This window comes from Paractinoplanes rishiriensis (assembly GCF_016862375.1).
Lineage (GTDB): Bacteria > Actinomycetota > Actinomycetes > Mycobacteriales > Micromonosporaceae > Actinoplanes > Actinoplanes rishiriensis.
The window spans coordinates 105,745-127,639 of sequence record NZ_BOMV01000065.1; the positions used below are offsets into that span (position 1 = coordinate 105,745).

A 21,895-nucleotide genomic window follows, 5' to 3' on the forward strand; every position below is an offset into this window, starting at 1 on the left:
TCGGTGGCTCGCGGGATGGGGACCGGGCACTCGGATGTGGACGTGTTCGTGGTGGTCGGTGCGGACCGGGGCGGGTGGGTGACGTCGCGGAGCGCGGAGCTGGAGTGGAGGCGCAGTTTCCCCTGGTCGACGAGCGTGACGAGGGCGGCCAGGTGAGCGGGGTCGTTGCGGGTCACGAAGTGGATGCCGGTGGGGACGGGCACGGTGGCGGATACCAGCGTTCCGCCGGGGCGCAGGACCGAGGCGTCGACCGGTGCCGGGGCGCAGTGCAGCAGGACGTCGACCGGCTGGTCGAGTTCGCGGCCGTTCCCGACGACCTGTGCCGCGCCCAGTTCGCGGGCGGCGTCGCGGCTGCGGGGGCTGGCGGCGGCGATGACGTGGGCGCCGGCGTTGCGGGCGAGTTGGAGGGCGAGGCGGCCGACCGCGCCGATGCCGGTGATCAGGACGCGCTGGCCGGGTGCGACGGCGGCGTGTTCGTGGACGGCCTGCCAGGCGGTGAGCCCGGCGATCGGCAGGGCTGCGGCGTGCGCGAGCGGGATGGCCGACGGTGCCGGGACAAGAGCATTTTCAAGGGCGATGGCGTACGTGGCGGCGGCTCCCCCGTCGAGCAGGCCGATCACCGGCCGGCCGTCGACGGTGCCGGCGACGTCGTTGCCGAGGGTGTGCGGCAGGTCGACGTCGAACAGGTGGCGCAGCAGGCCGCGCCGCAGGCCCAGTTCGGACGGGTTGAACGACGTGGCTTCCACGTGCACCAGCACCTCGCCGGCGCCGGGCGTGGGGGTGGGGACGTCGTCGTAGGAGAGCACCGAGACGTCTCCGTAGCCGTGCATGCGCATCGCCTTCATGGGTTCGACCGTACGGCTCCGCGCCGAGACGATGAATGCGTGAGAACCGCGTTCGTATACGCTGTCGTCTCATGGATGTGCTCAGCGATGTGCTGACCGTGCTGCGGACCGGGCGGCCGCGGTCGGCGCTGCTGACCTGGCACGCGCCGTGGGCGCAGGAGTTCGCCGCGGTGCCGGGGGCGGCCGGCTTCCACGTGGTGCTGCGCGGCCGGTGCTGGCTGACCCGGCCCGGCGAGGCGCCGCTCGCGCTGCAGGCCGGTGACGTGGTGTTCCGCCCGCACGGGCCGGCGCACACGCTCAGCGACGATCCGTCGACGCGCCCGGTGACGGCTGCCTGCCATCCGGCACCGGACGGGCCGCTGTTCGCCGTCGACGAGATCGGCACGCCGGCGGGGACGGGTGTGACGGTGACGCTGTGCGGGGCGTACGAGCTTGATCCGGTTCTGGTGCATCCGCTGCTGCTGGACCTGCCGGATCTGATCCACGTGCGTGCCGCTCACCTGCCGGCCGCCGACCTGCTCGCGGCGGAGCTCGAGCGGCCGCGGCTGGGCACGGACGCGCTGGTTCCGGCGCTGCTCGAGACGCTGCTGCTGTACCTGCTGCGGGCCGCCCTTGACGGTCACCCGGGGGCCACGGGCTGGCCGGGCGCGCTGCGGGACCGGCCGACCGCGGCCGCGCTGGCCGCCATGCACCGGGACCCGGCCCGGCCGTGGACGGTGGCCGCGCTGGCCGCCGAGGCGCGGATGTCGCGGGCCACGTTCGCCCGCCGGTTCACCGCCCTGGTGGGTCAGCCGCCGCTGACGTATCTGACCTGGTGGCGGCTCACCACGGCGGCGCGGCTGCTGCGCCGCGACGACGCACCGCTCGCGGTGGTCGCGAAGGCGGCCGGGTACACGTCGGAGTTCGCCTTCGCGGCCGCCTTCAAACGCCAGCACGGCATCGCACCGGGCCGATACCGCCTCAGCGCGTAACCCTCAGCCGGACACACAGCGGGCCCCGGGGGGGAGCAACCCGGGGCCCGCTGACGCGGTGGATGTCAGGAGGTCTGATCGTCGACCGTGGCGCCGCCCGCGCTCTTCTGGATCGAGGCGATCGTGCTCATCGCCGACGCCTTCTGCTGGTAGGACTCGCTGGTGGCCACGACCTGCCCGTTGCTGGCCACGAGGTTGAACCGGAACTGACCGTTGCTGGTCTCCTTGACCACAAATTTCATTGCCGCACCTCCGCTCCGCTTCTACCCGCGGGCGGCGAAAACCATGCCTCACCCCCGGGGGATTCCGTGGTGGCGATCCGCAGGCGCGCCCGCTCCCCCAGGCCGGCGGGCAGGTCGCCGGGCGCGAACCAGGCCACCTCCAGGGACTCCTCGCCGTCCGGGCGTGCCTCGCCGCCCACGGCCCGGCACCGGAACCACACCACCAGGTACTCGCAGTGGTCGCCGTTCGGGTAGACGCTGACGTGCTTGCCGACCCCGGCGAGCCGTTCCACCTCGGCGACCACGCCGGTCTCCTCGTAGATCTCCCGCACGATCGCGTCGGCCGGCTGCTCCCCCGGCTCGATCATCCCGGCCGGCAGCGCCCACCGGCCGTCGTCGCCGCGGCGCAGCAGCAGGATCCGGCCGGCGCCGTCGCGGACGACGGCGCCGGCGCCGGGCAACAGCAGCAGGTCACGGCCGATGTGGGCACGCAAGGTGGACACGTACGGGGAAACAGCCATGCGCCCAATCTAGGGTCCGGCCAGCTCAGGGAACTCAGCACCGCGCACCCGGGCGTGCAGGTGCATGTCGTGCCGGCCGTCGGCGTGCACGGCGACGCTGCGTTTGGTGCCCTCCAGCACGAACCCGGCCTTCACCGCGACCCGGCAGGAGGGCTGGTTGCGGGTGGAGTGGTCGAGGTGCAGGCGGTGGAAACGGCCCTCCGCCAGAGCCCAGGCACTCACCGCGGTCAGCGCCCGCGGTGCGACACCGGCGCCGCGGGCGGCCGGCAGCACCCAGTACGCGCAGCCGGCGACCCCGTCGTCCAGGTTGACGCCGCCGATCGCGACCCGGCCCAGCACGGTGCCGTCGCGGGTCACCGCCCAGCTGGCGTAGGACTCCTGCGCCCACTTCTCCCGGTACCCGGCGAACCAGTCGCGGACCTCGGCCTCGTCGGCGGGCTGCCGGGTGTGCCACTGCCGGATCGCGGGGTCCCGGTAGGCGGCCAGGAAGACCGGGGCGTCGGCCGGCTCCCAGGCACGCAGGAACAGGCCGTCGGGGGTGGACAGCACGGGCTGCGGGGTGGCGGACAGGGTGCCGGCGGGGATGGCCGGCGGCGTGGTGAGGGGCACGACGACCACTATGCCCGGGCCCGGTGGACGACGGCGCCGCGGTCCAGCACGATGCCGCCCGACCCGTGCATGCGGGTGAGTTCGGCCAGGGCGCGGCGGCGGAACGCGGCCGCGTCGTCCGGGGACAGGGCGTCGACGCGGGCCGCGAACCCGTGCGACAGGTGGAAGTCCCACGCGGTGCCCGGGTCGGCGACCGGCAGCGACACCGCGATGCCGGTGGCGCGTACGTCGGTGAAACCGGCCGCGGTGAGGGCGGCGGCCACGTCCGGGAAGTGCGGGCGCGGGCCGGAGAACTCGGCGGCGATCCGGTGGAACCGGTCCCAGCGGCCGCCGTCGTCGGCCGGTCCCGGCACGGTCACCGAGCAGGGACACCATGCGCGGTGCGGCGTCGACGGCGGTGACCACGCAACCGCGGGCCGCGGCGGCCAGGGCGATCGCGCCGCGGCCGCAGCCGGCGTCCAGCAGGCGGGTGCCCGGCGCCGGGTCGACCACGTCGAGCAGCCGGGCGGCGAACGCGGCGAAGAACGGGAGCACCTGGTCGTAGCGGTCGGCGAGCCGGTCGAACAGCGCGGTGGTGGAGTCGGCCATGACGGTGAGGCTCGTCGATGCGGGCAGGCGGCGGCAACCGGGTTTCAGGCGGGCAGATCCACCAGGGTCCGCGCCCAGGTGCGGAAACTCGACTCCGGGGCGCGGTCGCAGTAGCGGCGGAACTGGTCCTGTACCTCGGCTCGGCGGATGCCGCCGGTGACGGCCGGCGCGGCGTACCACGGAAGGTCTTGACTTTGGGGCCAGCCCTCGACCAGGCGAGCGCCGCCGTCGGCCGGGGACTCCAGGCCGAAATACACGTCGGTGACCTGGAACGCCATCGCGGCGCCCAGGCACATCAGGCAGGGCTCCAGGTTGACCGCCAGCCGGACCGGGTGCGGCCGTCCCCGCCAGCCCAGCAGCTCGTCGGCCTCGGTCATGGCGAGCAGGTCGGCGTGCACGAGGCGCCGGCCCCGGCCGCGGTCGCGGGTGAACGCCCGCCCGATGAGCACGCCGCCCATCTCGACGACCGCGCCGATCGGCAGCTCGCCCTGCGCCATGCCGTCCTCGGCCACGGCGATCGCCGCCTGCACAAGCTCGTCGGGTGTCATTCGCGGCAGCCTACGGCCGGTTGTCCCGCGGTGGCAGGATCCACTCGTGATTGTCTGGATCAACGGCGCGTTCGGTGCCGGCAAGACCACGACCGCGGCCCTGCTGGCGGCACGCATCCCCGAGGCCAAGATTTTCGATCCGGAGTACGTGGGGTACCTGCTGACCACGTTCGTGCCGGCGCCCACGGGTGACTTCCAGGACCTGCCGCTGTGGCGGCACCTGGTGGTCGAGACGATGAGCGGGCTGGCGCAGCACTACCCGCACCCGTGGATCGCGCCGATGAGCCTGATCGACGCCGGCCACCGGGCGGAGATCCTCGACGGCATCCGCAAGTCCGGCGCCGAGGTGCGCGAGTTCGTGCTGGCGGTGCCCGAGCCGCAGTTGCGCGCCCGCATCGCCGCCGACCAGATCGAGGCGAAGGCCGCCGGGTGGCGGCAGGACCACGTCGCCCAGGCCCTGACCACGTTCGCCGACCTGACCGACGCCGACTTCGTCGACGGCACGGTGCCGGCCGAGCAGGTCGCCGCGACGATCCTGGCGCGCCGGTGACCCGCCCGCCGGTGACCCGGCTGCTCTTTGTTCGCCACGGCGAGTCCCACCACTCCCTGGACGGTGTGATCGGCGGTCCGGAAGGGTGCCGGGGTCTCACCGACCGCGGCCGGGCACAGGCCGGTGCCGTCGGGCTCAGCCTGGCCGGCCGGCTCGGCGGCACGGCGGCCGCGGTCTATTCGTCCGTGCTGCCCAGGGCGGTGGAGACCGCCGACGCGATCGGCGCAGCCCTCGGCACGGCTCCGGTGCAGCACTGCGGCCTGTGCACCTGGCATCTGCCGCCGCACGCCGACGGGATGCGGACGGCCGAGTTCCAGGACTCCCACGCGGCCGGCGGTGGCGGGGTGTTCCGGCCCTTCGAACACGGCAACGAGACCTGGGCGGAGCTGGTGGCCCGCACCGGCAGCGCCATCACCGAGATAGCGCAGCGCCACGCCGGCGGCACGGCCGTGCTGGTCGGGCACAGCGAGACGGTGGAGAGCTCGTTCCATGTGCTGGGTGGGCAGCCGCTGTACCGCGCCTTCGACCTGAAGGTGGCCCCGGCGTCGGTGACGGAGTGGTCGACGGACGGGGACCCGTCGGCGTGGCCGCCGGCGCGGTGGACGCTGCATTGCTGCGGCGGGGCTGAGGGGGCCGGGTGACTTCACCTCCGGCGGGCCGGCCCTGGGAGGTGGTGTTCCTGGCGCGGCACGGGCAGACCGAGTGGAATGTGGTCCGGCGCCGGCAGGGGCACCTCGACTCGCCGCTGACCGCCGCAGGGATCGCGCAGGCCCGCCGGCACGGGACGGCGCTGCGCGGATGCGGGGTCGACGGCATCTTCGCCAGCCCGATGGGACGGGCCCTGACGACCGCGCGGATCATCGGCGCCGCGATCAGCCGCGACGTCGCCGGGGTGGACGTCGAGGTGGTCGACGACCTCGCTGAAATCGACCACGGTGAGTTCAGCGGCCTCGTCGACGAGCAGATCGACGCCCGCTACCCGGGTGCGCGGCAGCGGCGGGCCGCCGACAAATACCGGTGGCGGTTCCCGGGCGGGGAGAGTTACGCCGACGCCGATGTGCGGGCGGCGCGGGTCCTGCAGCAGCTGAGCCGGCGACCCGCGCGGCGGCCGCTCATCGTCGCGCACGAGATGATCGGCCGGATGCTGCAGCGGCATCTGCTCGGCCTCGACCCGCACCTCGCCGTCTGCCAGACACATCCGCACGACGTCGTCTACCGGATCGACCCGGCCGGCCGGCAGCGCGAACCCCTCGCCTAGGCTCGCGGGCATGGCCGTACCGCCCTACGTGCGCACGCTGCGCGCCCACATCGGGCATGACCTGCTGCTCCTGCCCGGAGTCAGCGCCGTCGTGCGCGACGGCGACGGGCGGATCCTGCTGCTGCGCCGCGGCGACAACGGGCGCTGGTCGCTGCCGGCCGGCATGGTCGACCCGGGTGAGCAACCCGCCGACGCGATCGTGCGGGAGATCTACGAGGAGACCGGCGTGGTCGCCGAGGTGGACCGGGTCGCGGGCGCGGCCACCCACCCGGTCGAGTACCCGAACGGGGACCGGTGCGAATACCTGAACGTGTGGTTCCGGTGCCGGGCCGTCGGCGGAGCACCGCGCGCCGACGGGGACGAGTCGCTGGCCGTCGGCTGGTTCGCGCCGGGTGACCTGCCCGACCTCGACGAGTGGGCCAAGCTGCGGATCGAGACGGCCGGCAGCGACGATCCGCAGGCCTGGTACGCGCCGGCCGGAGAGCCGGCGCCCCGGGCCCTGACCGACCCGGGGGCGCTGTAACAGAACCTGTAGCGGCCAGAACCTGTAGCGGTCAGAAGCCGGGGAAGACCCGGCGCAGATCGTCGAGCGTGACCGGGCCCTGCGCCTCCACCCCGGACGGCGTGAACTGCGGGCCCAACCGGCCCGTCAACAGCCGCAACCACGCCTCGGCCGGCAACCGCAACACCCCGTCCGGCTCCGCCGGCGCGCCGGCCGACAGCGCCACCTCATCGCCCAGCACCAGGCCGTACTGCGCCTGCGGCTCGCGCAACTGCACCGCCAGCGCCGCCTGCCGGCCACCCAGTTCGTGCGGGCGGGCGATCCACGCCAGCATCGGGCCGTAGCCGTCCAGCAGCAGCGGCACCGCGGAATACGCCACCGTCGCACCGGGCTGGGCCACCGCCCGCACATCCCAGTCGTGCAGGGCGAACTCCGACAACCGCAGCCGCGCCGCCTCGGCCACGCTCACCGGCGCCGGCAGGAAACCCAGGTCGATGCGCAGATCCTCGCGGGTCGCGGCGTCCAGAGACTCGTACCTGGACACCAGCTTCTCGTTCGACACCAGGAAACCGTCGCGCTGCTCGGCCGGGGACATCGCGTTCCACCGGTCCCACACGCTTTCGTTGGCGCCCTCCGGCGGCTTCCCGCCGCCGGCCAGCGCCCGGTCCAGCGTCGCCAGCCCGATCTCCGCGCCACTGCCGAGATGGCTCAGCACCTGCGCCACCGGCCACTCCGCGGCGCCGGACGGGCCGGCCAGGCCTTTCTCGTCGAGGCCGGCGGCATACCCGGCAAGGTCGTCGTGCCCGGACCGCAACGCGGCGATCACCCGGTCGGCGGGAAGAGGAGACGTCATGACGGCGAGTCTATGGGTGCGCCGTTCAGCACCAGGATGTGCCACAGGTATTTGATCAGCTGCAGGCGCTCCGGCGTGGTGCCCGGTTCCCGCGCCGCCCGGCCGATCACCTCCGCGTCCAGCACCGGCGTGCCGTACCGGTCGGCGATCTCCAACGCCAGCGGCGGCACGTCGGGGCCGCGCAAACTGGCAGGGAAGCCGGTGGCCGGCAACCGGAAGCCCGGCGACCAGTCCAGGGCGGGCGCCAGAGAACCGAGCAGCTCCTCGTACCTCGTACCGCGAAAGGACGGGTCGGCCACGACGGCCGTGACATCCGCACCCAGGGTGACCCCACCGTGGACCTGCGCCTCGACGTAGTCGTCGAGCGCCCGGCCGGGAGCACGCCGCGGCACCGCCAGCGCCCGCACCCAGTCGCCGGCCGAGGCCGCCGCCACGTTCAACGCCCGCCCGGTCCGCGACACCTCGTCCAGCAGCGCCGCCCACACCGCACCGAACGACACCGCCGTGCCCACCACGGACGGTTCCGTGACGCTGTCGCCGTGACTGAACGTCGCCCGCTGCGACACCTCGGGCCGCAATACCAGATGACAGCTGCCGAACCGCGGCGACGCACCGTCCGGATGCCCGGCCAGGTTCAGGCCGCCGTAGATCGGGCGCCCGGACGGCGACACGTAAGCGCCGCCGAACATCCGCTGCTCCCACACCGTGCGCCGGCCGCCGATCACCCCGTCCAGGCCGCCGTTGGAGATCCCGGTCTCGAACTGCGACCGGTACACCCCCTCGGCCACCAGGCACTCCGCCACCGTGCGGCCGCCCGCGACGAGGCGGTCCGGGTGGAAACTGACCGTGATCACCGCACGGTCGAACAGCCCCGGCGGACCCGCCTCGGGAAACAGGCCCCGCACGTGGGCGACGGCACGCTCGGCGGGCGACGTCATTGCGCCTCGAGCGCGCCCGTCGCCAGCAGCACCATCAGCAGCGAACCCAGCACGATCCGGTACACGATGAAGATCGTGTACGTGTGCCCGGCGATGAACTTCAGCAGCCACGCCACCGCCGCGTACCCGACCACGAAACTCACGATCGTCGCGGTGATCGTGTTCACCCAGCCGACACCCTCCGCGATGTTGCCGGCCTCGGTGGTCACCTGCAGCACCGTCGCACCCAGCAGCGCCGGGATGGACAGGAAGAACGACAACTTCGTCACCGTCACCCGGTCGAAGTCACGCAGCAGGCCCGCCGACATCGTCGCCCCGGACCGGGAAACCCCCGGAATGAGTGACAGGCACTGCACGGTGCCGATGATCAGCGTGTCCTTCCACGTCACGTCGGCCTCGTGCCGGATCTGCGTCGCCGCGCGGTCGGCGAAGAACATCACCCCGGACCACAGGATCAGCGCCCCCGACACGAACCACAGGCTGCGCAGCGTCGTCTCGATCGTGTCCTGGAACGTCAGCCCCACGATGCCGATCGGGATCGACCCCAGGATCACCGCCCAGGAGAACTTCCAGTCCGGGTGCTCCCGGGCCTGCGGGCTGGACAAACCCCGCAGCCAGGCGGTGATGATCCGGAGGATGTCCTTACGCAGGAAGAGCACCGTCGCGATCACCGCGCCCGACTGGATGATCGCCGTGAACGCCGTGATGTCCGGCGACGCGATGTTGTAGCCGAGCAACTTCTCCACGATGGTCAGGTGACCCGTGCTCGAGATCGGCAGGAACTCGGTGAACCCCTCCACCGCACCCAACAGAATCGCTTCGAAAATGTTCAAACCCCGACCCTCCCGCGCCCCGAACCGCGGTTGAGCATAGGGGTGCCGGTCATCCCCCGACGCGCCGGACCCGCGCCGCGGCGATCGTGTAAGCCGGATCACGATCAAGGTTGTGCCGGTCCCGGTCGTACCGCCGCGTCGTCCGCGGGTCGGCGTGACCCATCGCGTCCTGCACGTCCTCCAGCGGCACCCCCTCGGCCCGCGCCGTGGTCGCGAACGCGTGCCGCAGCGAGTGCGGCGACAACCGCTCCGCCGCCGGGATGCCCGCCTCCTTCGCCAGCCGGCGCACCAGCCGGAACACCGCGTGCCGGTCGATCCGGCCACCCGACGCCGTCACGAACAACGGACCGTCATCCGGGCCCCGCGACGCCAGGTAGTCGTCCAGCGCCGCGCCCGCACCCGCGGTCAGCACCCGCCGCCGCGGCCGGCCACCCTTGCCCACGAACCGCACCGTCCGGTGACCGCGCTCCCAGCCCACATCCGCCAGATCCAGGCCCACCACCTCACCGACCCGCAACCCCAGATCGGCCAGCAGGGTGATCACCGCCCGGTTCCGCGGCCCCGCGGCGTCCGCGGCCACCAGCAGCGCGTCGACCTCCTCCGGCGTCAGGCCCACCGTCACCGAATGGTCCCGGGACACGTACGGGCGGTCCGCGCCACCCACCGGGTTCAGGTCCACGGCCCGTAACTTCACCAGGAAGTCGTACCAACTGGACAACCCCGACAACTTCCGGGCCACCGTCGACGCCGCCAGGCTCTGCGACTCCAGACCACGGGCGTACGCGTTCACGTCCAGGAACGACGCCCGCAACGGATCCACCCCGCGCCCGGCGCACCACGCCAGCCACCCCGCCACATCCCGGCGATACGCCGCCCGGGTGTGCTCCGACAACCGCCGGTTCAGCAGCCACGCCTCGGTGACCTGCTCCGCCGCCCCCAACGGCGCCACCGCGCCGCCGCCCTGCCTCGGCACCACCTGCATGCCGCCATCGTCTCAGCTCCCGATCACCGCACCCGCCGCGACATGCCAGCGCCGGTCATGTCCCACCGCCTCCGCGAAATACCGGTCGTGCGTCACCGTCAGCAGCGTCCCCCGGTACCGCCGCAACGCCTCCTCCACCACGTCCAGCGCGTCGAAGTCCAGGAAGTTCGTCGGCTCGTCCAGCACCAGCACCCGCGCCGGCGCATTCACCAGCACGGCCAGCACCAGCCGCCGCAACTCCCCCGCCGACAGGCTCCGGGTGCGCGCCGCCCACTGATCCGGCCCGAACTGATGCCCCGCCAGCAGCCGCTCCGCATCGTCGACATACACCGGCACCCGCTGCCGGAAGAACTCCATCACCGTCGCGTCCGACCGCAGCCCGTCCGACGTCTGCGGCAGCACCGCGACCTCGTCACCGGCCGCCCTGGTCAATGCCCGCAGCAACGTCGTCTTCCCGGCACCGTTACGGCCGGTGATCAGGATCCGGTCACCGCGGCGCACGTCAAGATCAACATCATCGAGCAAAACCCGGTCCCCGTACGCGACCGACAGCCCGCGAACCTTGACCACCACCTCCCCGGACTCCTCCTCGTCCCCCGGGAACGCCAACGTCAACGGCGGACGCGTCCGCGGCTGCGCGATCCACCGCACCGACTCCATCTGCCGGCGCAACCGCCGCTCCCGCACCTTCGCCTTACGCGCCACCAACCGGGCCACCCGGCGCAGATGCGGACCCGCCACCCCCAGACCCGTCGCCAGCTCCACACTCAGCGACTGCTGCTTCGTCCGCTCGATGTCCGCCTCCCACCGGCGGCGATCCTTCTCCTGCGCCTCGAAATCCAGCAGCAAACGCTCCCACCGGCGCTGCTTCTCGGCCCGGTAAGCCGTGTAGCCGCCGCCCGGGAAGTCCTGCGGCTCGTCGTGTATCCCGTCCAGCTCGATCACCCGCGACACCAGCGCGTCCAGGAACGCCCGATCGTGCGACACCACCAGCACGCCACCCGGGAAACCGGCCAGCCACTCCCCCAGCCACGCCGCACCCTCAGCGTCCAGATGGTTCGTCGGCTCGTCCAGCAGCAACACGTCCGGCGCATCCAGCAACGCCCGGGCCAGCAGCAACCGGGCCTGCTCACCGCCGCTCACCGCGGACAACGCCAGATCGTCGGGCACCCCGGCGATGTCCAGGCGCTGCCGGATCTCGAGCAGCCGCGACTCGGCCTGCCAGCCTTCGAGGGCGGTCCACCGTTCCTGCACCAGACCAAATTCATCCAGTACGTCGTCACCGGCGGCCAGCCGCGACTCGAGCTCGCGCAACCGGGCCGTCACCCCGGCCAGCTCACCCAGACCGCCGGTGAGAAAACTGCCGACTGTGCCGTCCGGGTTAGGGCCGTCCGGGTTAGGGCCGTCCGGGTCGGGCATCTGCTGCGGCACATACCCCACCCTGGTCCCGGGCCCGGCGACCACCGCGCCGCCGGTCGGCGCCAGCTCGCCGGCCAGCACCCGCAACAGGGTCGTCTTGCCGGCACCGTTCGGGCCCACCACGGCGATCCGGTCACCGTCGCCGAGCACCAGGTCGAACCCGGCGAACAGCAGGTCACCGTCGTGCGCGCAGCTGAGGGAAGACGCTTTCAACAAGGGGATCTCCAAGGGCAGACACCGACAGGGACTCGCCGCACACGGGCGGCGTCAGGAAGGTCGGCGCAGCTATCACATGGAGAAAAGCACTCCCCCGGGTCGACAGCAGGTACGGGTACCACCGTGCCGCGGCCCGGTCGCCGCCGCAACCGGAATACCAGGGGATGCCGTTGATTCCTTATTGGTTTTTCTGGGTGGTGCGCGAGCGCACCACCTGTAGAGCGTCCTAGGATGTTGGATTTCCGAGTGGGGTGTCGCTCACCCGGCGCCGAGGCGATTCCCGGGCCGATCCGGGCATGGGCGCACAATGAACGCGTGCCGTTACCGTCCAGCTCGCCGCCGATCCGGCACACCGCCGATCCCGCCCGCACCCGGGAAGACCTCGCCTCGCTGCGGCCCGGCCTGGTCGACCGCTACGACGAGGAGCTCGCCGGGGCCCGCGCCGCGGTCCTGGCCCGGCTGCTCGGCGCGCTGGACCGCGAACACCTGCCCGAGATGACCGCCCGCCGCCCCGGCGAGGTCGTGTTCCGCGGGCTGACCGTGCGCTACGACCCGGCCGCCGCCGCGCCGTTCGCGGCCGCCGGGGCCGGGCTGTCCGCCGCCGTGCACGTCGCCCGGCAGCCGCCGCCCGGCGACTGGGCCTGGCAAGGTCCGGAGCCCGGCGGCACCGCACCGGCCGGCGCCGTCCTGTTCGACCCCGGCACCCTGGTGCGGGTGCTGTGGCCCGGCACCGACCTGGCCGCCGAGATCGACAACAGCGTCGCCAACCTGGCCCTGGCCCGCGCCGGCCGGGACCTGCCCGGCTCTGGGCTGCCTCGCCCCGGCCTGCCGCAGCCCGGCGACCCGGACGCGCTGGGCCGCCTCGAACAGCTGGTCACCGACGGGCACCCGCTGCACCCGTGCTGCCGCACCCGCGGCGGCATGAGCGTCGCCGACGTGCTCGCCTACGCGCCCGAACACGCACCGGTGATCCGCCTGCGCCGGCTGCGGGTGCCGCCCGACCGCTGGTGGGGCACCGCCGAGCCGGTGCTACTGGCCCACCCGTGGCAGGCCGGCCGGCTGCTCGACCGCTACCCGTGGCTGGCCGACGACGGCGAGACCGCGCCCTGCCGGCCGCTGATGTCGCTGCGCACGGTGGCACCGGTCGACGGCGGCCCGCACGTCAAAACCGCCGTCGACGTGCAGATGACCTCCGCGGTGCGCACCGTCTCCCCCGCCGCCGTGCACAACGGCCCGATCCTGTCCGCGCTGCTGCGCCGGCTCACCGCCGACCTGCCGATCGACGTGCTCGCCGAGACCGCGGCCGGCGCCGTGCTGGTCGACGGCGTCCCGCAACGGCACCTGGCCCACGTCGTGCGCGAGGCACCGGCCCTGGGCCCCGGCGAGACCGCGGTGCCGCTCGCCGCGCTGGGGGCGTCGCCGCTGCTGCTGGCCACGGTGCCCAGCCCGTACGACGTCATCGCCCAGCTCGGCACCCTGCTGTTCGCGCCCCTGCTGCGCGTGCTCGAACGCGGCGTCGCGCTCGAGGCGCACGGGCAGAACACCCTGGTCGTGCTGCGCGACGGCCGCCCCACCCGGATCCTCTACCGCGACTTCGGCGGCGTCCGGGTGCTGCCGGCCCGGCTGCGCAACGCCGGCCTGGAACCGCCCGGCCTGCGCGGCGACCTGCCCACCGACGACCCCGCGGTGCTACGCACCAAACTGGCCGCCGCCGCGTTCGGCACGGTCGCCGCCCAGCTCATCGCGGCCCTCACCCGGCACCGCGGCGCCGACCCCGGGCGGCTGTGGGGCCTGGTCGCCGCCGCGGTCCGCGAGTCCGGCACGGCCGACGCGCCCTACCTGCTGCGCGACCCGCTGCCGGTCAAGGCCACCACCGCGATGCGCCTGGCCGCCGACCCGCTCGACGACATCTGGGCCCTTCTGGACAACCCGATGGCGGCGCACGCATGACGCACACCCTCTCACCGGAGCGCCTCGCGCACACCGAGGCCGCGCTGGCCGTGCACGCCCCGGAACTGCTCGACGGCTTCCTCGCCGCGGTGCCCGAGGCCGCCGACACGGTCGGCCGCCGGCTACGCGGCGCGCTGACCCGCGAGGGCCTGCGCGACATGGGCCCCGGTGCGGAGCACGGCTACGGCCGCGTCGAATACGCGACCTCCGGCGTGGGCGACCCGGTCCACCTGCTCGACGGCATGGACGCGCCCGCCTTCGCCGCCGAGATCCGCAACGCCGTCGTCAACCTGGCCATCGCCATGGCCCGGCCGCCCGCCCCAGCCGGCGACGACCCAGCCCGCGACGACCCAGCCCGCGACGACCCCGACTGGCAGGCCGTCGCCCTGGAACGGCTCGCGGTGGCGGGGCACAACCTGCACCCGTGCGGCCGGACCCGGCTCGGCTGGGACGTCAGCGACGTGCTGGCCCACGACCTGGAGGCGCCGGCCACCCGGCTCGGCTTCGTGGCCGTCCGCGACGACCTGTACCTGGGCGACGACGTGTTCCCGGAACTGCCCGCGCCGCCCGGCTACCGGGTACAGCCCGTGCACGCCTGGCAGCGCGACACGATCCTGCCGGCCCGCTACGCCGACCTGCTGCACGACGGCGCCCTGCGGATCCTGGACCACGAGATCGACGCGGTGCCCACCGGCGCGCTGCGCACCCTGCTGCTGCCCGGCACCGGCGAGTACCTGAAGGTCTCCCTCGACATCCAGGTCACCTCCACCCGGCGCAGCATCAGCGTGGCCAGCACCCGCAACGGCCCCGCGCTGTCCCGCCTGCTGCACACCCTGGTCGAAGACGACCGGCTGCTGCTGCTCGACGAGACGGCCGGGTCCGCGGTGCCGGTCGGTTCCGGGCGCGACCTGTCCGCGATCCGCCGCACCGGCCTGACCGGCCGCCTGGAGCCCGGCGAGCGGGCCATCCCCGGCGGGGCGCTGCCGTTCCTGCTCGGCGACCTGGTCACCGGCGATCCGGGCGACTGGCTGCGGGCGTACGCGGAAATGCTCCTCCCGCCCCTGCTCCGCCTGACCGGGCAGGGTGTCGCCCTCGAAGCGCACCTGCAGAACTGCCTGCCCACCTTCGTCGACGGCCGCCCGCACCGGCTGGCCCTGCGCGACTTCGCCGGCCTGCGCGTGCACCTGCCGAGACTCGCGGAGGCCGGCCACCACATCACGCTGTGGCCCGGCTCGGTGGTCGGCACCGACGACCTCGACGTGCTGCGCGCCAAGATCGGCTACACCCTGTTCCAGGCCCACCTCGGCGAGATCGTGCTGCACCTGCCGATCGAGGAGCACCGCGCCTGGCGGATCATCCGCGACGTCCTCGACACGTGCGCCACCGGCGACGACCACGCCGCGTTCACCGCACCGCGGGTGCCGCACAAGGCGCTGGTCCGGATGCGGCTGGCCGGCCAGGGCGACCTGCACGTGCCGGTGCCGAACCCGCTGCATGCACGCTGACCTGCTGCGCAGCCTGGACAGCCCGGCGTGCGCCTACGTCTACGACACCGCGGCGCTGCGCGCTCGCGCCGCGTCGGTCCGGCACTCGCTGCCCCCGTCCGCCGTTTTGCTGTACGCGGCGAAGGCGAACGGCCACCCGGCGGTGCTGGCGACGCTGGCCCAGGCGTGCGACGGCCTGGAGGTGGCGTCCGGCGGTGAACTGGCCCTGGCCCGCGCGGCCGGCGCGAGCCGGATCGTCTTCGGCGGCCCGGCGAAAACGGATGCCGAGCTGACGGCGGCCCTGGCCGCGGGCGCGCTGATCAACGTGGAGAGCTTGCACGAACTGCGCCGCCTGGCGGCGCTGGCCTCGTCCCCGCCGGACGTGTGCCTGCGGGTCAACCGGCTGGGCGCCGGCCTGCGCGGCAGCCACACCATGACCGGCGCGCCCACCCCGTTCGGCATCGAGGAGTCCCAGCTGGCCCCGGCGGTCCGCGTCCCCGGGGTCCGGATCATCGGCTTCCACCTGCACGCCGTCTCGAACAACCTGGACGGCGCCGCCCATGCCTCCTTCGTGAACGACGGCATCGACTGGTCGCAGCGCACCGCCGCGGCCGTGGGCATCGACCTGCGCGTGATCAACGTGGGCGGCGGCTTCGGCATCGACTACGTCACCGGCGCCACCATGGACCTGACACCCCTGCGCACGGTCCGGGTCCCGGCCGGCGTCGAGCTGATCTTCGAGCCCGGCCGGCTGCTGACCGCCGAGGCGGGGTGCTACGCGGCGTCGGTGCTCGACGTGAAGACCACCCACGGCCGCACGTTCGCCGTCCTGCGCGGCGGCACCCATCACTTCCGGCTGCCGGCGGCGTGGGGCTACAGCCACCCCTTCGAGATAGTGCCGGTCTCCGAGTGGCCGCACCCGTACCCCCGCCCGTCGGTCACGGACACGGCGGTGGACGCGGTGGGCGAGTTGTGCACCCCGCGCGACGTGCTGACCCGGGGCCAGCACGTGCGTTCGTTACGGGCCGGCGACATTCTGGTGTTCCCGCGGGCCGGCGCCTACGGCTGGGACATCTCCCACCACGACTTCCTGCGCCACGACCCACCCGAGTTCCTCATCGTGTAGCGGCGCCGCCTCGCCTCGTGCGCCCTGACATGTTGACGCGGTCAACATGTCAACAGTTGACTCGACGTGGCGCCGTCAATATTGACGGCGGCTGCCTCAACACGAGCCGTGAAGGCACCTGGCCGGCTCTCTTGCCGTCGGGTGGCACGCTCGGGCCCGTGATCGACGATTTCGCCAAGGACCACCTGCACGGCCAGCTCAAGGCGATCCGGGAAGCGCTGATCTGGAAGCTGGACGGCCTGTCCGAGTACGACGTCCGGTGGGTGACGCCGCACGAGACCCGCGAACAGGTCCTCGGCTTCTATCGCCGTGCCTGGCGGCATGCGGACGCGACGATCGAGGAGCTTCCCCTCGACGCCCCCGGGCGCGTGCCGTGGTGGTCGCGACCCGACGTCAAGCTGTTCAACGTGATCGTCCACCTCCTGCAGGAGACCAACCGGCATGCCGGCCACGCCGACATCCTGCGCGAGCAGATCGACGGCCGGACCGGGGTGCTGGCCGCATACGAAAAGGAGATCGATCCCGCAGCCCGCGCGCAGTATCGGGCCATGATCGAGCAGGCTGCGCAGAAAGCGGCCGGCGGCGCCGGCAATCCCGGGAGGTCCACTTCGCACGGCGTCGTCGAGACGGCGCCCTGATCAACCAGGGTCTGCGGGGCGGTGGGGCTTGCCCCGGTCTGAGCTCCGGCCGCGGCGATGCGCGGCGGGCGTCAGCCGCCCTGAGGGGCCGGGCGGACCCGGCGCAGCTCGCGCAAGGCCTGGCGGCGGACGTCGCCGGTCAGGGTGTCGATGTAGAGCGTTCCGTTCAGGTGGTCGGTCTCGTGTTGCAAGGCTCGGGCCAGGAAGCCGGTTCCCTCGATCACCAGCGGCTCGCCGTGCACGTCGAAGCCGCGGGCGGTGACCGTCAGCGCGCGCCTTGTCGGGTAGCCGAGGCCGGGCAGGGACAGGCAGCCCTCGTCGTCGTCCTGTTCGCCGTCGAAGTCTGACAGCACCGGGTTGACCAGGTGGCCTACCTGGCCGGCCACGTTGTAGGAGAAGACGCGCAGGCTGACACCGATCTGCGGGGCCGCCACGCCGGCGCGGCCGGGCTCGCGTACGGTGTCCTCCAAATCCCGGACCAGCTCGCGCAACTCGGCGTCGAAAGCTGTCACCGGGTCGGCCTCGGTGCGCAGCACCGGGTCGCCGAAGATCCGAATAGGCCGGACGGTCATGCCGCTCAGGCTATCCGGTCGTTACATTCAGGCGGCGAACAGGGCGAGTTGCTCCTCGGCCAGCACCTGGCGCAGCTTGGCCAACGAGCGGCGGGTCTGGCTCTTGACCACGCTCTCCGGGAGTTCCAGCACGTCGGCGACCTGCTCGACGCTGTAGTCCTCGAAGTACCGCAGGATCACGATCGCCCGGTCCCGCGCGGGCAGCCGGCCGAGCGCCCCGAGCATGGTCAGGCGCAGGTCGGGGCTGTCGCGGCAGACGGGTTCGAGCAGGTCACCGGGCGTCGTCTCGGTCGACGAGCGGCGCCGGCGGTGGTCCAGGTAGGCGCGGAGCAGGATCTTTTGCGCGTACGCCACAAGATTGTCGGCCTGTCGGGCCCGGCGCCAGCACAGGAACAGTCTGGTGAGCGCGGTCTGGGTCAGGTCCTGGGCGAGGTGCCAGTCGTGGCAGAGCATGAACGCGGTGGTGCGCAGGCGCTCGGCGTGCGCGTGGGCGAACTCGGCGAACTCCTCCTCCGCGGTGATCATCGCGGCGGCCGGGGGAACTGCCGGGCGCCCGAGTCGAGCAGGTGCTCGTCCATGGTCACGTCCCAGCGCGGGTCGGCGGCGACCCTGACGGCCTCGTCGGCGGTGAGGGCCGCACGGGTGGGCTGCCCGTCGCCCGCACCAGGCCGGGCCCGGCGCCCTCGTCCAGGTAGAGCTGCACCGACAGGTCGTCCGGGGCCGCGTAACCGCTGGTCCGCCCGGGCGGGAGGAGTGTGGTCAGTAGGTGGAGCATGGCCGCTGCCGTCGCCTTCTTCCGCAGGCCAACGGCTGTCCCCGTGGCGCTGTGGATGGTCAACGTACGCGCGTACGGTGCCGGCGCCGGTGCGGCCGGAAGCAACGGCACGGTTTGGGGAGACAGGACGGTTTGGGGAGACAGTGCCTGCAGCGCCCCGCCGGCGACGAGCAAGGGCAACGGCGGCGGCGACCATGGTCTGGAGCCGTTCGCCGCCGCCCGTCGCGCAGCTCCGCGCCCACCGCGTCGCCCAGTGGCGGCGGGCACTCCGCGGACAGGCCGGCACGCAGCAACGCCCGTAGATCCTCGTTCACCGCCTGCCGTGTCCCTACCGCGGAAGACGGTCCGGGATCCGCCTCCGGCGACGGCAAAACCCCGTTTTTGTCGTACGCCCATGGCAGTGTCACCGCCGTGCCGAGAACCCAGTACTACACCGCCACGACGATCGACGGCTTCCTCGCCGACCGGCACCACTCGCTGGACTGGCTGTTCGAGGTCGGCTACGAACGCGGCGACGACGCGCCGTTCCCCGCCTTCTTCGCCCGGGTGAGCGCGTTCGCCATGGGCGACGACCTGCTGGCCGACCCCGGCAAATGGCAGGAGTACTACGGCGACGTACCGGCTTGGATCTTCACCCACCGCGACCTGCCCGCGATCCCCGGCGCCCGCCCGCCTGACCCTCACCACAATGGAACGACAGGGGCCGTTCGCCTACCTCACCTACGCCGTCGCGCCGCCGCCGCTGTCCCCCGCCAGCGCGGCCCGGATCGGGGCGGCCTTCGCGGCGGCCTCCGCGACCTCGGCGTCCGCGTCACTGTCCCAGGTGATGCCGCCGCCGGCCCAGGCGTGCACCCGGGAACCGTCGACCGCGACCGTGCGGATGCTGAGTCCCAGATCGATGTAGTCCGCGGCGACCCAGCCGATCGCGCCCATGCTGACGCCGCGGCCGACCGGCTCCAGGTGACCGATTTCGTTCAGTGCGGCCAGCTTCGGGGCGCCGGTCACCGAGCCGCCCGGGCACACCGCGCGCAGCAGGTCGGCCAGGTCCAGCCGCCCGGTGACCGGCGCCGAGACGACCGACTCCGCCTGCCACAGATCGACCCAGCGGCGCACCGCGAACAGCTCCTCGACCCGCACCGGTCCCAGCCCGGGCAGCCGCGACAGGTCGTTGCGCTCGAGGTCGACGATCATCACGTGTTCGGCCCGCTCCTTGGCCGACGCCAGCAGCTCCCGGCGCCCGGCCTCGGTGGCCGGCCGGGTCCCCTTGATCGGCCGGGTCACCACCCGCCCGTCCCGGACCTCGACCAGCGTCTCCGGCGACGCGGTCGCCAGCGCCCAACCGTCGCCCGCCAGAACGCCGCCGTACCGCGCGCCGGGCAGCCCGGCCACCCGGAGCAGCGCCGGGCCTGGATCGCCCGTGTAGGGGGCGCTGGCGTGCCCTACGACGTTGACCTGGTAGACGTCACCCCGCCCGATCGCGTCCCGGACGGCTTCGACGGCGGCGGCGTGCTCCCGCGGGCTCCAGCTGGCGCGCCAGGGGCCCAGGCGCCATCCCCCGCCGCGGTCGGCGGCGGCCGGGCCACCGGCCGGCTCCCTTGGCGGCTCATGGGTGCCGGCGCCCGGCACACTCGCACCCGCCGAAGCTTGATCGCTGCCGCGCGGCGCCGGCGGCGCGCGGCGTTCCCCGGCGGCAGGCTGGGCACTTCCGGTGGGGGACTCGCCCGGAAGGCCCTCGGAACTGGCTTTCTGGCTGTTTGTGCGGCTGGCGCCGGGGGTGATCGCCGTCACGTGGCCGGATTGCCTCGGGCCGTCACCATCAGGCCAAAGACCCTCGACGAGGGAGTTGGGTGATGGGACGAGTTTCGTCCGGAGTGCGGGTGGCGGCGGCGCGGCCTCCCCCCGGTTCCGTGGAGGCCGGCCGGAGATCGCCGTGCTTCGTTGTGAACGTTCCCATGGTTGGTCCGTTCGGCGCTCGTCAACGTCCGTGTGGACGTACACAACCGCATAGACGTCGGGGATCGTCGGAACCGGAGTGGCAGCGCCCGGCGGGCCGCCGGCAATTACAGAACTGGCGGCCGCGGACACATAGAGTGCCGCTCCGCACAAACTGCCAGCGCCAGTCGGGTGGACTTGGGTAGCCGTTCGGCCAATGTTTCGCACCGGCAGTCCGTTGGCGGCGAAGAAAGCGGAGACAAGCTCGGCAGGGTCACCACTGTCACAGCAGAACCACAGGAATGCATCTAACGCACGGTGACGGCCCTGGCAGGACGCCGGAGCACCCGGCAACGGACCGAGAGGAGGCACCGGAAAGTGGCCGACCGGCCTGCTTCCGTGGACCATTCGAAGTGAGGATTTCTTCAATGTGGCGCCGTCACCCGCTCCATCCGTCGTCGTTCGGATTGAGGTAACGTCCGTCACCGTCGTTGTGAATCGTCACACACAACCCCCGACCGGAGACCCCTGATGTGCCAGCACCAAACCACCTGTCCCAGCGCCGATGCCGTCGACCGCGACGCGGCGCGCGCCGTGGCGACGCACCCCGAGCAAGGCTGGAGCCTGCTCTGCAACGGCGTGATCGTCTTCGAGGACACCGGTGAGATCCTGCCCGACGGCACGATGATCGAACCGCACCGCGGTCCCGCCCGGCACGCCCTCGCGGCGTGACCGGACCGGACGGCGACGAAGCCGCCCGGCAGAGCCTCCGCGGTTACTCACCGTAGCCGCGTGACACCTCGCTCAACGCCGAGCCCCTTCCCACCTAACGGCCGACCGACCCCGCGAGCAACGACGACACGCGGCGGGCGCAGATGACGCATGCCCGCCGCGGCCCGACAATCCGGGCGTCGCCCGCCGGACGCCGCATTCCGCCGCCACGGATGGTGTGCCAGCCCCGGGCCCGGCCGCCGGGCCAGCGATCCGCGAGCAGGTGGCCACCGGCCGGTCCGTTTCTGCCGGGCATGCCCGGCGAACCGAAAGCAGATCGCCACCGGCCGGTCCGTTTCCACCGCGGTATGACCAGTGGTCCGCGAGCAGACAGCCGCTAGCCGGTCCGCTTTTCATGCGGGTGTCGCCCAGCAGAACTTTGCGGTCCAGCGGCTGGCACCGCAGGTCGCGCTCCACCTCGCCCATGTTCCTCTCGGGGTTCCGGCCAGCACGCGGATCCCGACTTCGCGCCGCCGCCCCAAAGCGGTGCATGATCCCGAACCCGACCGGTGAGGTTGAGGTTACGGAGCCCTCCCATCGCCTGGTCAGGCGCGGTGGTCGCGAGTGGCGTAGATCCCACCCCGGTGAACCGCGAGACGGTCCGCATCGGCTACCGGACATTTCCCAGTCGGGTTCGCGTCCACCGGTGCCGAGCGGATCGGTCTGTGTCGGCGCACCTCACCAGTCGGCCGGACCGGTATGGGCGGCGGTGGGTGGCCGCCGCCCGGCACCCGTGGGCGACCGTTTGCGATCACCCTGCGGGCGGGTGCCGGGCCGGAGGCTGGAGACCCGG

26 protein-coding genes and 1 pseudogene are annotated in these 21,895 nt (G+C 73.0%); 12 read left to right on the top strand and 15 right to left on the bottom strand.

What is annotated here, in order from left to right; translation table 11 throughout:
• Nucleotides 1–15 precede the first annotated feature (15 nt).
• On the top strand, nucleotides 16–156 hold the full coding sequence (locus tag Ari01nite_RS51440) for a hypothetical protein (protein WP_369076776.1): 141 nt from the start codon (nucleotides 16–18) through the stop codon (nucleotides 154–156).
• A gap of 485 nt (nucleotides 157–641) precedes the next feature.
• Here the strand turns inward: Ari01nite_RS51440 and Ari01nite_RS51720 are convergent.
• A pseudogene (locus Ari01nite_RS51720) lies at nucleotides 642–845 on the bottom strand (NADP-dependent oxidoreductase); the annotation flags it as partial.
• A 71-nt stretch (nucleotides 846–916) separates the two neighbouring features.
• Here Ari01nite_RS51720 and Ari01nite_RS31185 point away from each other — a divergent pair.
• Complete coding sequence (locus Ari01nite_RS31185; protein WP_203785795.1) at nucleotides 917–1,816, top strand: AraC family transcriptional regulator; 900 nt, start codon at nucleotides 917–919, stop codon at nucleotides 1,814–1,816.
• A 65-nt stretch (nucleotides 1,817–1,881) separates the two neighbouring features.
• Here Ari01nite_RS31185 and Ari01nite_RS31190 read toward each other — a convergent pair whose 3' ends face one another.
• The 4 genes from Ari01nite_RS31190 to Ari01nite_RS50200 are packed head-to-tail and all read right to left on the bottom strand — an operon-like array spanning nucleotide 1,882 to nucleotide 3,526.
• Nucleotides 1,882–2,058 carry a YegP family protein gene (locus Ari01nite_RS31190; protein ID WP_203785796.1) on the bottom strand — a complete coding sequence of 59 codons (177 nt, stop codon included), beginning with the start codon at nucleotides 2,056–2,058 and terminating at the stop codon, nucleotides 1,882–1,884.
• Entirely contained in the window at nucleotides 2,055–2,558 is a 504-nt protein-coding gene (locus Ari01nite_RS31195; protein WP_203785797.1) for an NUDIX hydrolase, read from the bottom strand. The genes Ari01nite_RS31190 and Ari01nite_RS31195 overlap by 4 nt, the downstream gene beginning before the upstream one ends.
• Before the next feature lie 9 nt (nucleotides 2,559–2,567).
• Nucleotides 2,568–3,167: a GNAT family N-acetyltransferase gene (locus tag Ari01nite_RS50195; RefSeq protein WP_239163183.1), complete on the bottom strand. Its 600-nt coding sequence runs from the start codon at nucleotides 3,165–3,167 to the stop codon at nucleotides 2,568–2,570.
• 8 nt (nucleotides 3,168–3,175) lie between these two features.
• Nucleotides 3,176–3,526: a hypothetical protein gene (locus Ari01nite_RS50200; RefSeq protein WP_239163184.1), complete on the bottom strand. Its 351-nt coding sequence runs from the start codon at nucleotides 3,524–3,526 to the stop codon at nucleotides 3,176–3,178.
• 14 nt (nucleotides 3,527–3,540) lie between these two features.
• Between Ari01nite_RS50200 and Ari01nite_RS31205 the strand changes: the two genes are divergently transcribed.
• Nucleotides 3,541–3,711, top strand: a complete 171-nt coding sequence (locus Ari01nite_RS31205) for a hypothetical protein (protein ID WP_203785876.1) — start codon at nucleotides 3,541–3,543, stop codon at nucleotides 3,709–3,711.
• An 88-nt stretch (nucleotides 3,712–3,799) separates the two neighbouring features.
• On the opposite strand, the gene Ari01nite_RS31210 is transcribed toward Ari01nite_RS31205, so the two are convergent.
• The gene (locus Ari01nite_RS31210) at nucleotides 3,800–4,303 is read right to left on the bottom strand and encodes a nucleoside deaminase (RefSeq protein WP_203785798.1); all 504 of its coding nucleotides are present in this window, start codon (nucleotides 4,301–4,303) and stop codon (nucleotides 3,800–3,802) included.
• A 46-nt stretch (nucleotides 4,304–4,349) separates the two neighbouring features.
• Here Ari01nite_RS31210 and Ari01nite_RS31215 point away from each other — a divergent pair, with 46 nt between their 5' ends.
• The 4 genes from Ari01nite_RS31215 to Ari01nite_RS31230 are packed head-to-tail and all read left to right on the top strand — an operon-like array spanning nucleotide 4,350 to nucleotide 6,634.
• On the top strand, nucleotides 4,350–4,853 hold the full coding sequence (locus Ari01nite_RS31215; RefSeq protein WP_203785799.1) for a P-loop nucleotide/nucleoside kinase family protein: 504 nt from the start codon (nucleotides 4,350–4,352) through the stop codon (nucleotides 4,851–4,853).
• The gene (locus Ari01nite_RS31220; protein WP_239163185.1) at nucleotides 4,850–5,494 is read left to right on the top strand and encodes a histidine phosphatase family protein; all 645 of its coding nucleotides are present in this window, start codon (nucleotides 4,850–4,852) and stop codon (nucleotides 5,492–5,494) included. The genes Ari01nite_RS31215 and Ari01nite_RS31220 overlap by 4 nt, the downstream gene beginning before the upstream one ends.
• Nucleotides 5,491–6,111 carry a histidine phosphatase family protein gene (locus Ari01nite_RS31225; protein ID WP_203785800.1) on the top strand — a complete coding sequence of 207 codons (621 nt, stop codon included), beginning with the start codon at nucleotides 5,491–5,493 and terminating at the stop codon, nucleotides 6,109–6,111. Before Ari01nite_RS31220 ends, Ari01nite_RS31225 begins: the two co-directional genes overlap by 4 nt.
• A 10-nt stretch (nucleotides 6,112–6,121) precedes the next feature.
• Entirely contained in the window at nucleotides 6,122–6,634 is a 513-nt protein-coding gene (locus tag Ari01nite_RS31230) for an NUDIX hydrolase (RefSeq protein WP_203785801.1), read from the top strand.
• 31 nt (nucleotides 6,635–6,665) lie between these two features.
• On the opposite strand, the gene Ari01nite_RS31235 is transcribed toward Ari01nite_RS31230, so the two are convergent.
• Genes Ari01nite_RS31235 through Ari01nite_RS31255 form a run of 5 tightly spaced genes read right to left on the bottom strand, consistent with a single transcriptional unit; the run spans nucleotide 6,666 to nucleotide 11,851 of the window.
• Nucleotides 6,666–7,466 (bottom strand): maleylpyruvate isomerase N-terminal domain-containing protein, encoded by an 801-nt coding sequence (locus tag Ari01nite_RS31235; RefSeq protein ID WP_203785802.1) that lies wholly within the window; start codon nucleotides 7,464–7,466, stop codon nucleotides 6,666–6,668.
• Complete coding sequence (locus Ari01nite_RS31240) at nucleotides 7,463–8,404, bottom strand: DUF3626 domain-containing protein (protein ID WP_203785803.1); 942 nt, start codon at nucleotides 8,402–8,404, stop codon at nucleotides 7,463–7,465. Before Ari01nite_RS31240 ends, Ari01nite_RS31235 begins: the two co-directional genes overlap by 4 nt.
• A complete protein-coding gene (locus Ari01nite_RS31245) occupies nucleotides 8,401–9,237 on the bottom strand; it encodes an undecaprenyl-diphosphate phosphatase (protein ID WP_203785804.1) in 837 nt (278 codons plus the stop codon). Before Ari01nite_RS31245 ends, Ari01nite_RS31240 begins: the two co-directional genes overlap by 4 nt.
• Before the next feature lie 49 nt (nucleotides 9,238–9,286).
• A complete protein-coding gene (locus Ari01nite_RS31250) occupies nucleotides 9,287–10,219 on the bottom strand; it encodes a tyrosine-type recombinase/integrase (protein WP_203785805.1) in 933 nt (310 codons plus the stop codon).
• A 12-nt stretch (nucleotides 10,220–10,231) separates the two neighbouring features.
• Complete coding sequence (locus Ari01nite_RS31255) at nucleotides 10,232–11,851, bottom strand: ABC-F family ATP-binding cassette domain-containing protein (protein WP_239163186.1); 1,620 nt, start codon at nucleotides 11,849–11,851, stop codon at nucleotides 10,232–10,234.
• Nucleotides 11,852–12,169: 318 nt separating this feature from the next.
• Between Ari01nite_RS31255 and Ari01nite_RS31260 the strand changes: the two genes are divergently transcribed.
• The 4 genes from Ari01nite_RS31260 to Ari01nite_RS31275 all read left to right on the top strand — a co-directional run bounded on the left by Ari01nite_RS31260 (nucleotide 12,170) and on the right by Ari01nite_RS31275 (nucleotide 17,052).
• Nucleotides 12,170–13,804: an IucA/IucC family protein gene (locus tag Ari01nite_RS31260; protein WP_239163187.1), complete on the top strand. Its 1,635-nt coding sequence runs from the start codon at nucleotides 12,170–12,172 to the stop codon at nucleotides 13,802–13,804.
• Nucleotides 13,801–15,309, top strand: coding sequence for an IucA/IucC family protein (locus tag Ari01nite_RS31265; RefSeq protein ID WP_203785807.1), 1,509 nt, complete (start codon nucleotides 13,801–13,803; stop codon nucleotides 15,307–15,309). The genes Ari01nite_RS31260 and Ari01nite_RS31265 overlap by 4 nt, the downstream gene beginning before the upstream one ends.
• Nucleotides 15,299–16,414, top strand: a complete 1,116-nt coding sequence (locus Ari01nite_RS31270) for an alanine racemase (protein ID WP_203785808.1) — start codon at nucleotides 15,299–15,301, stop codon at nucleotides 16,412–16,414. The genes Ari01nite_RS31265 and Ari01nite_RS31270 overlap by 11 nt, the downstream gene beginning before the upstream one ends.
• A gap of 158 nt (nucleotides 16,415–16,572) precedes the next feature.
• Complete coding sequence (locus tag Ari01nite_RS31275; RefSeq protein ID WP_203785870.1) at nucleotides 16,573–17,052, top strand: mycothiol transferase; 480 nt, start codon at nucleotides 16,573–16,575, stop codon at nucleotides 17,050–17,052.
• Between the two features lie 71 nt (nucleotides 17,053–17,123).
• Here the strand turns inward: Ari01nite_RS31275 and Ari01nite_RS31280 are convergent, their stop codons facing one another.
• From Ari01nite_RS31280 to Ari01nite_RS31295, 4 genes are all read right to left on the bottom strand, one after another.
• On the bottom strand, nucleotides 17,124–17,624 hold the full coding sequence (locus tag Ari01nite_RS31280) for a peptide deformylase (protein ID WP_203785809.1): 501 nt from the start codon (nucleotides 17,622–17,624) through the stop codon (nucleotides 17,124–17,126).
• A 27-nt stretch (nucleotides 17,625–17,651) separates the two neighbouring features.
• Nucleotides 17,652–18,149, bottom strand: coding sequence for a SigE family RNA polymerase sigma factor (locus tag Ari01nite_RS31285; protein ID WP_203785810.1), 498 nt, complete (start codon nucleotides 18,147–18,149; stop codon nucleotides 17,652–17,654).
• Between the two features lie 55 nt (nucleotides 18,150–18,204).
• Nucleotides 18,205–18,399, bottom strand: a complete 195-nt coding sequence (locus Ari01nite_RS31290) for a hypothetical protein (RefSeq protein WP_203785811.1) — start codon at nucleotides 18,397–18,399, stop codon at nucleotides 18,205–18,207.
• Between the two features lie 720 nt (nucleotides 18,400–19,119).
• The gene (locus Ari01nite_RS31295) at nucleotides 19,120–20,325 is read right to left on the bottom strand and encodes a chorismate-binding protein (RefSeq protein ID WP_438872253.1); all 1,206 of its coding nucleotides are present in this window, start codon (nucleotides 20,323–20,325) and stop codon (nucleotides 19,120–19,122) included.
• 537 nt (nucleotides 20,326–20,862) lie between these two features.
• On the opposite strand from Ari01nite_RS31295, the gene Ari01nite_RS31300 reads away from it, so the two are divergent.
• Nucleotides 20,863–21,063: a DUF5999 family protein gene (locus tag Ari01nite_RS31300; protein ID WP_203785812.1), complete on the top strand. Its 201-nt coding sequence runs from the start codon at nucleotides 20,863–20,865 to the stop codon at nucleotides 21,061–21,063.
• The last annotated feature ends 832 nt before the right edge of the window (nucleotides 21,064–21,895 follow it).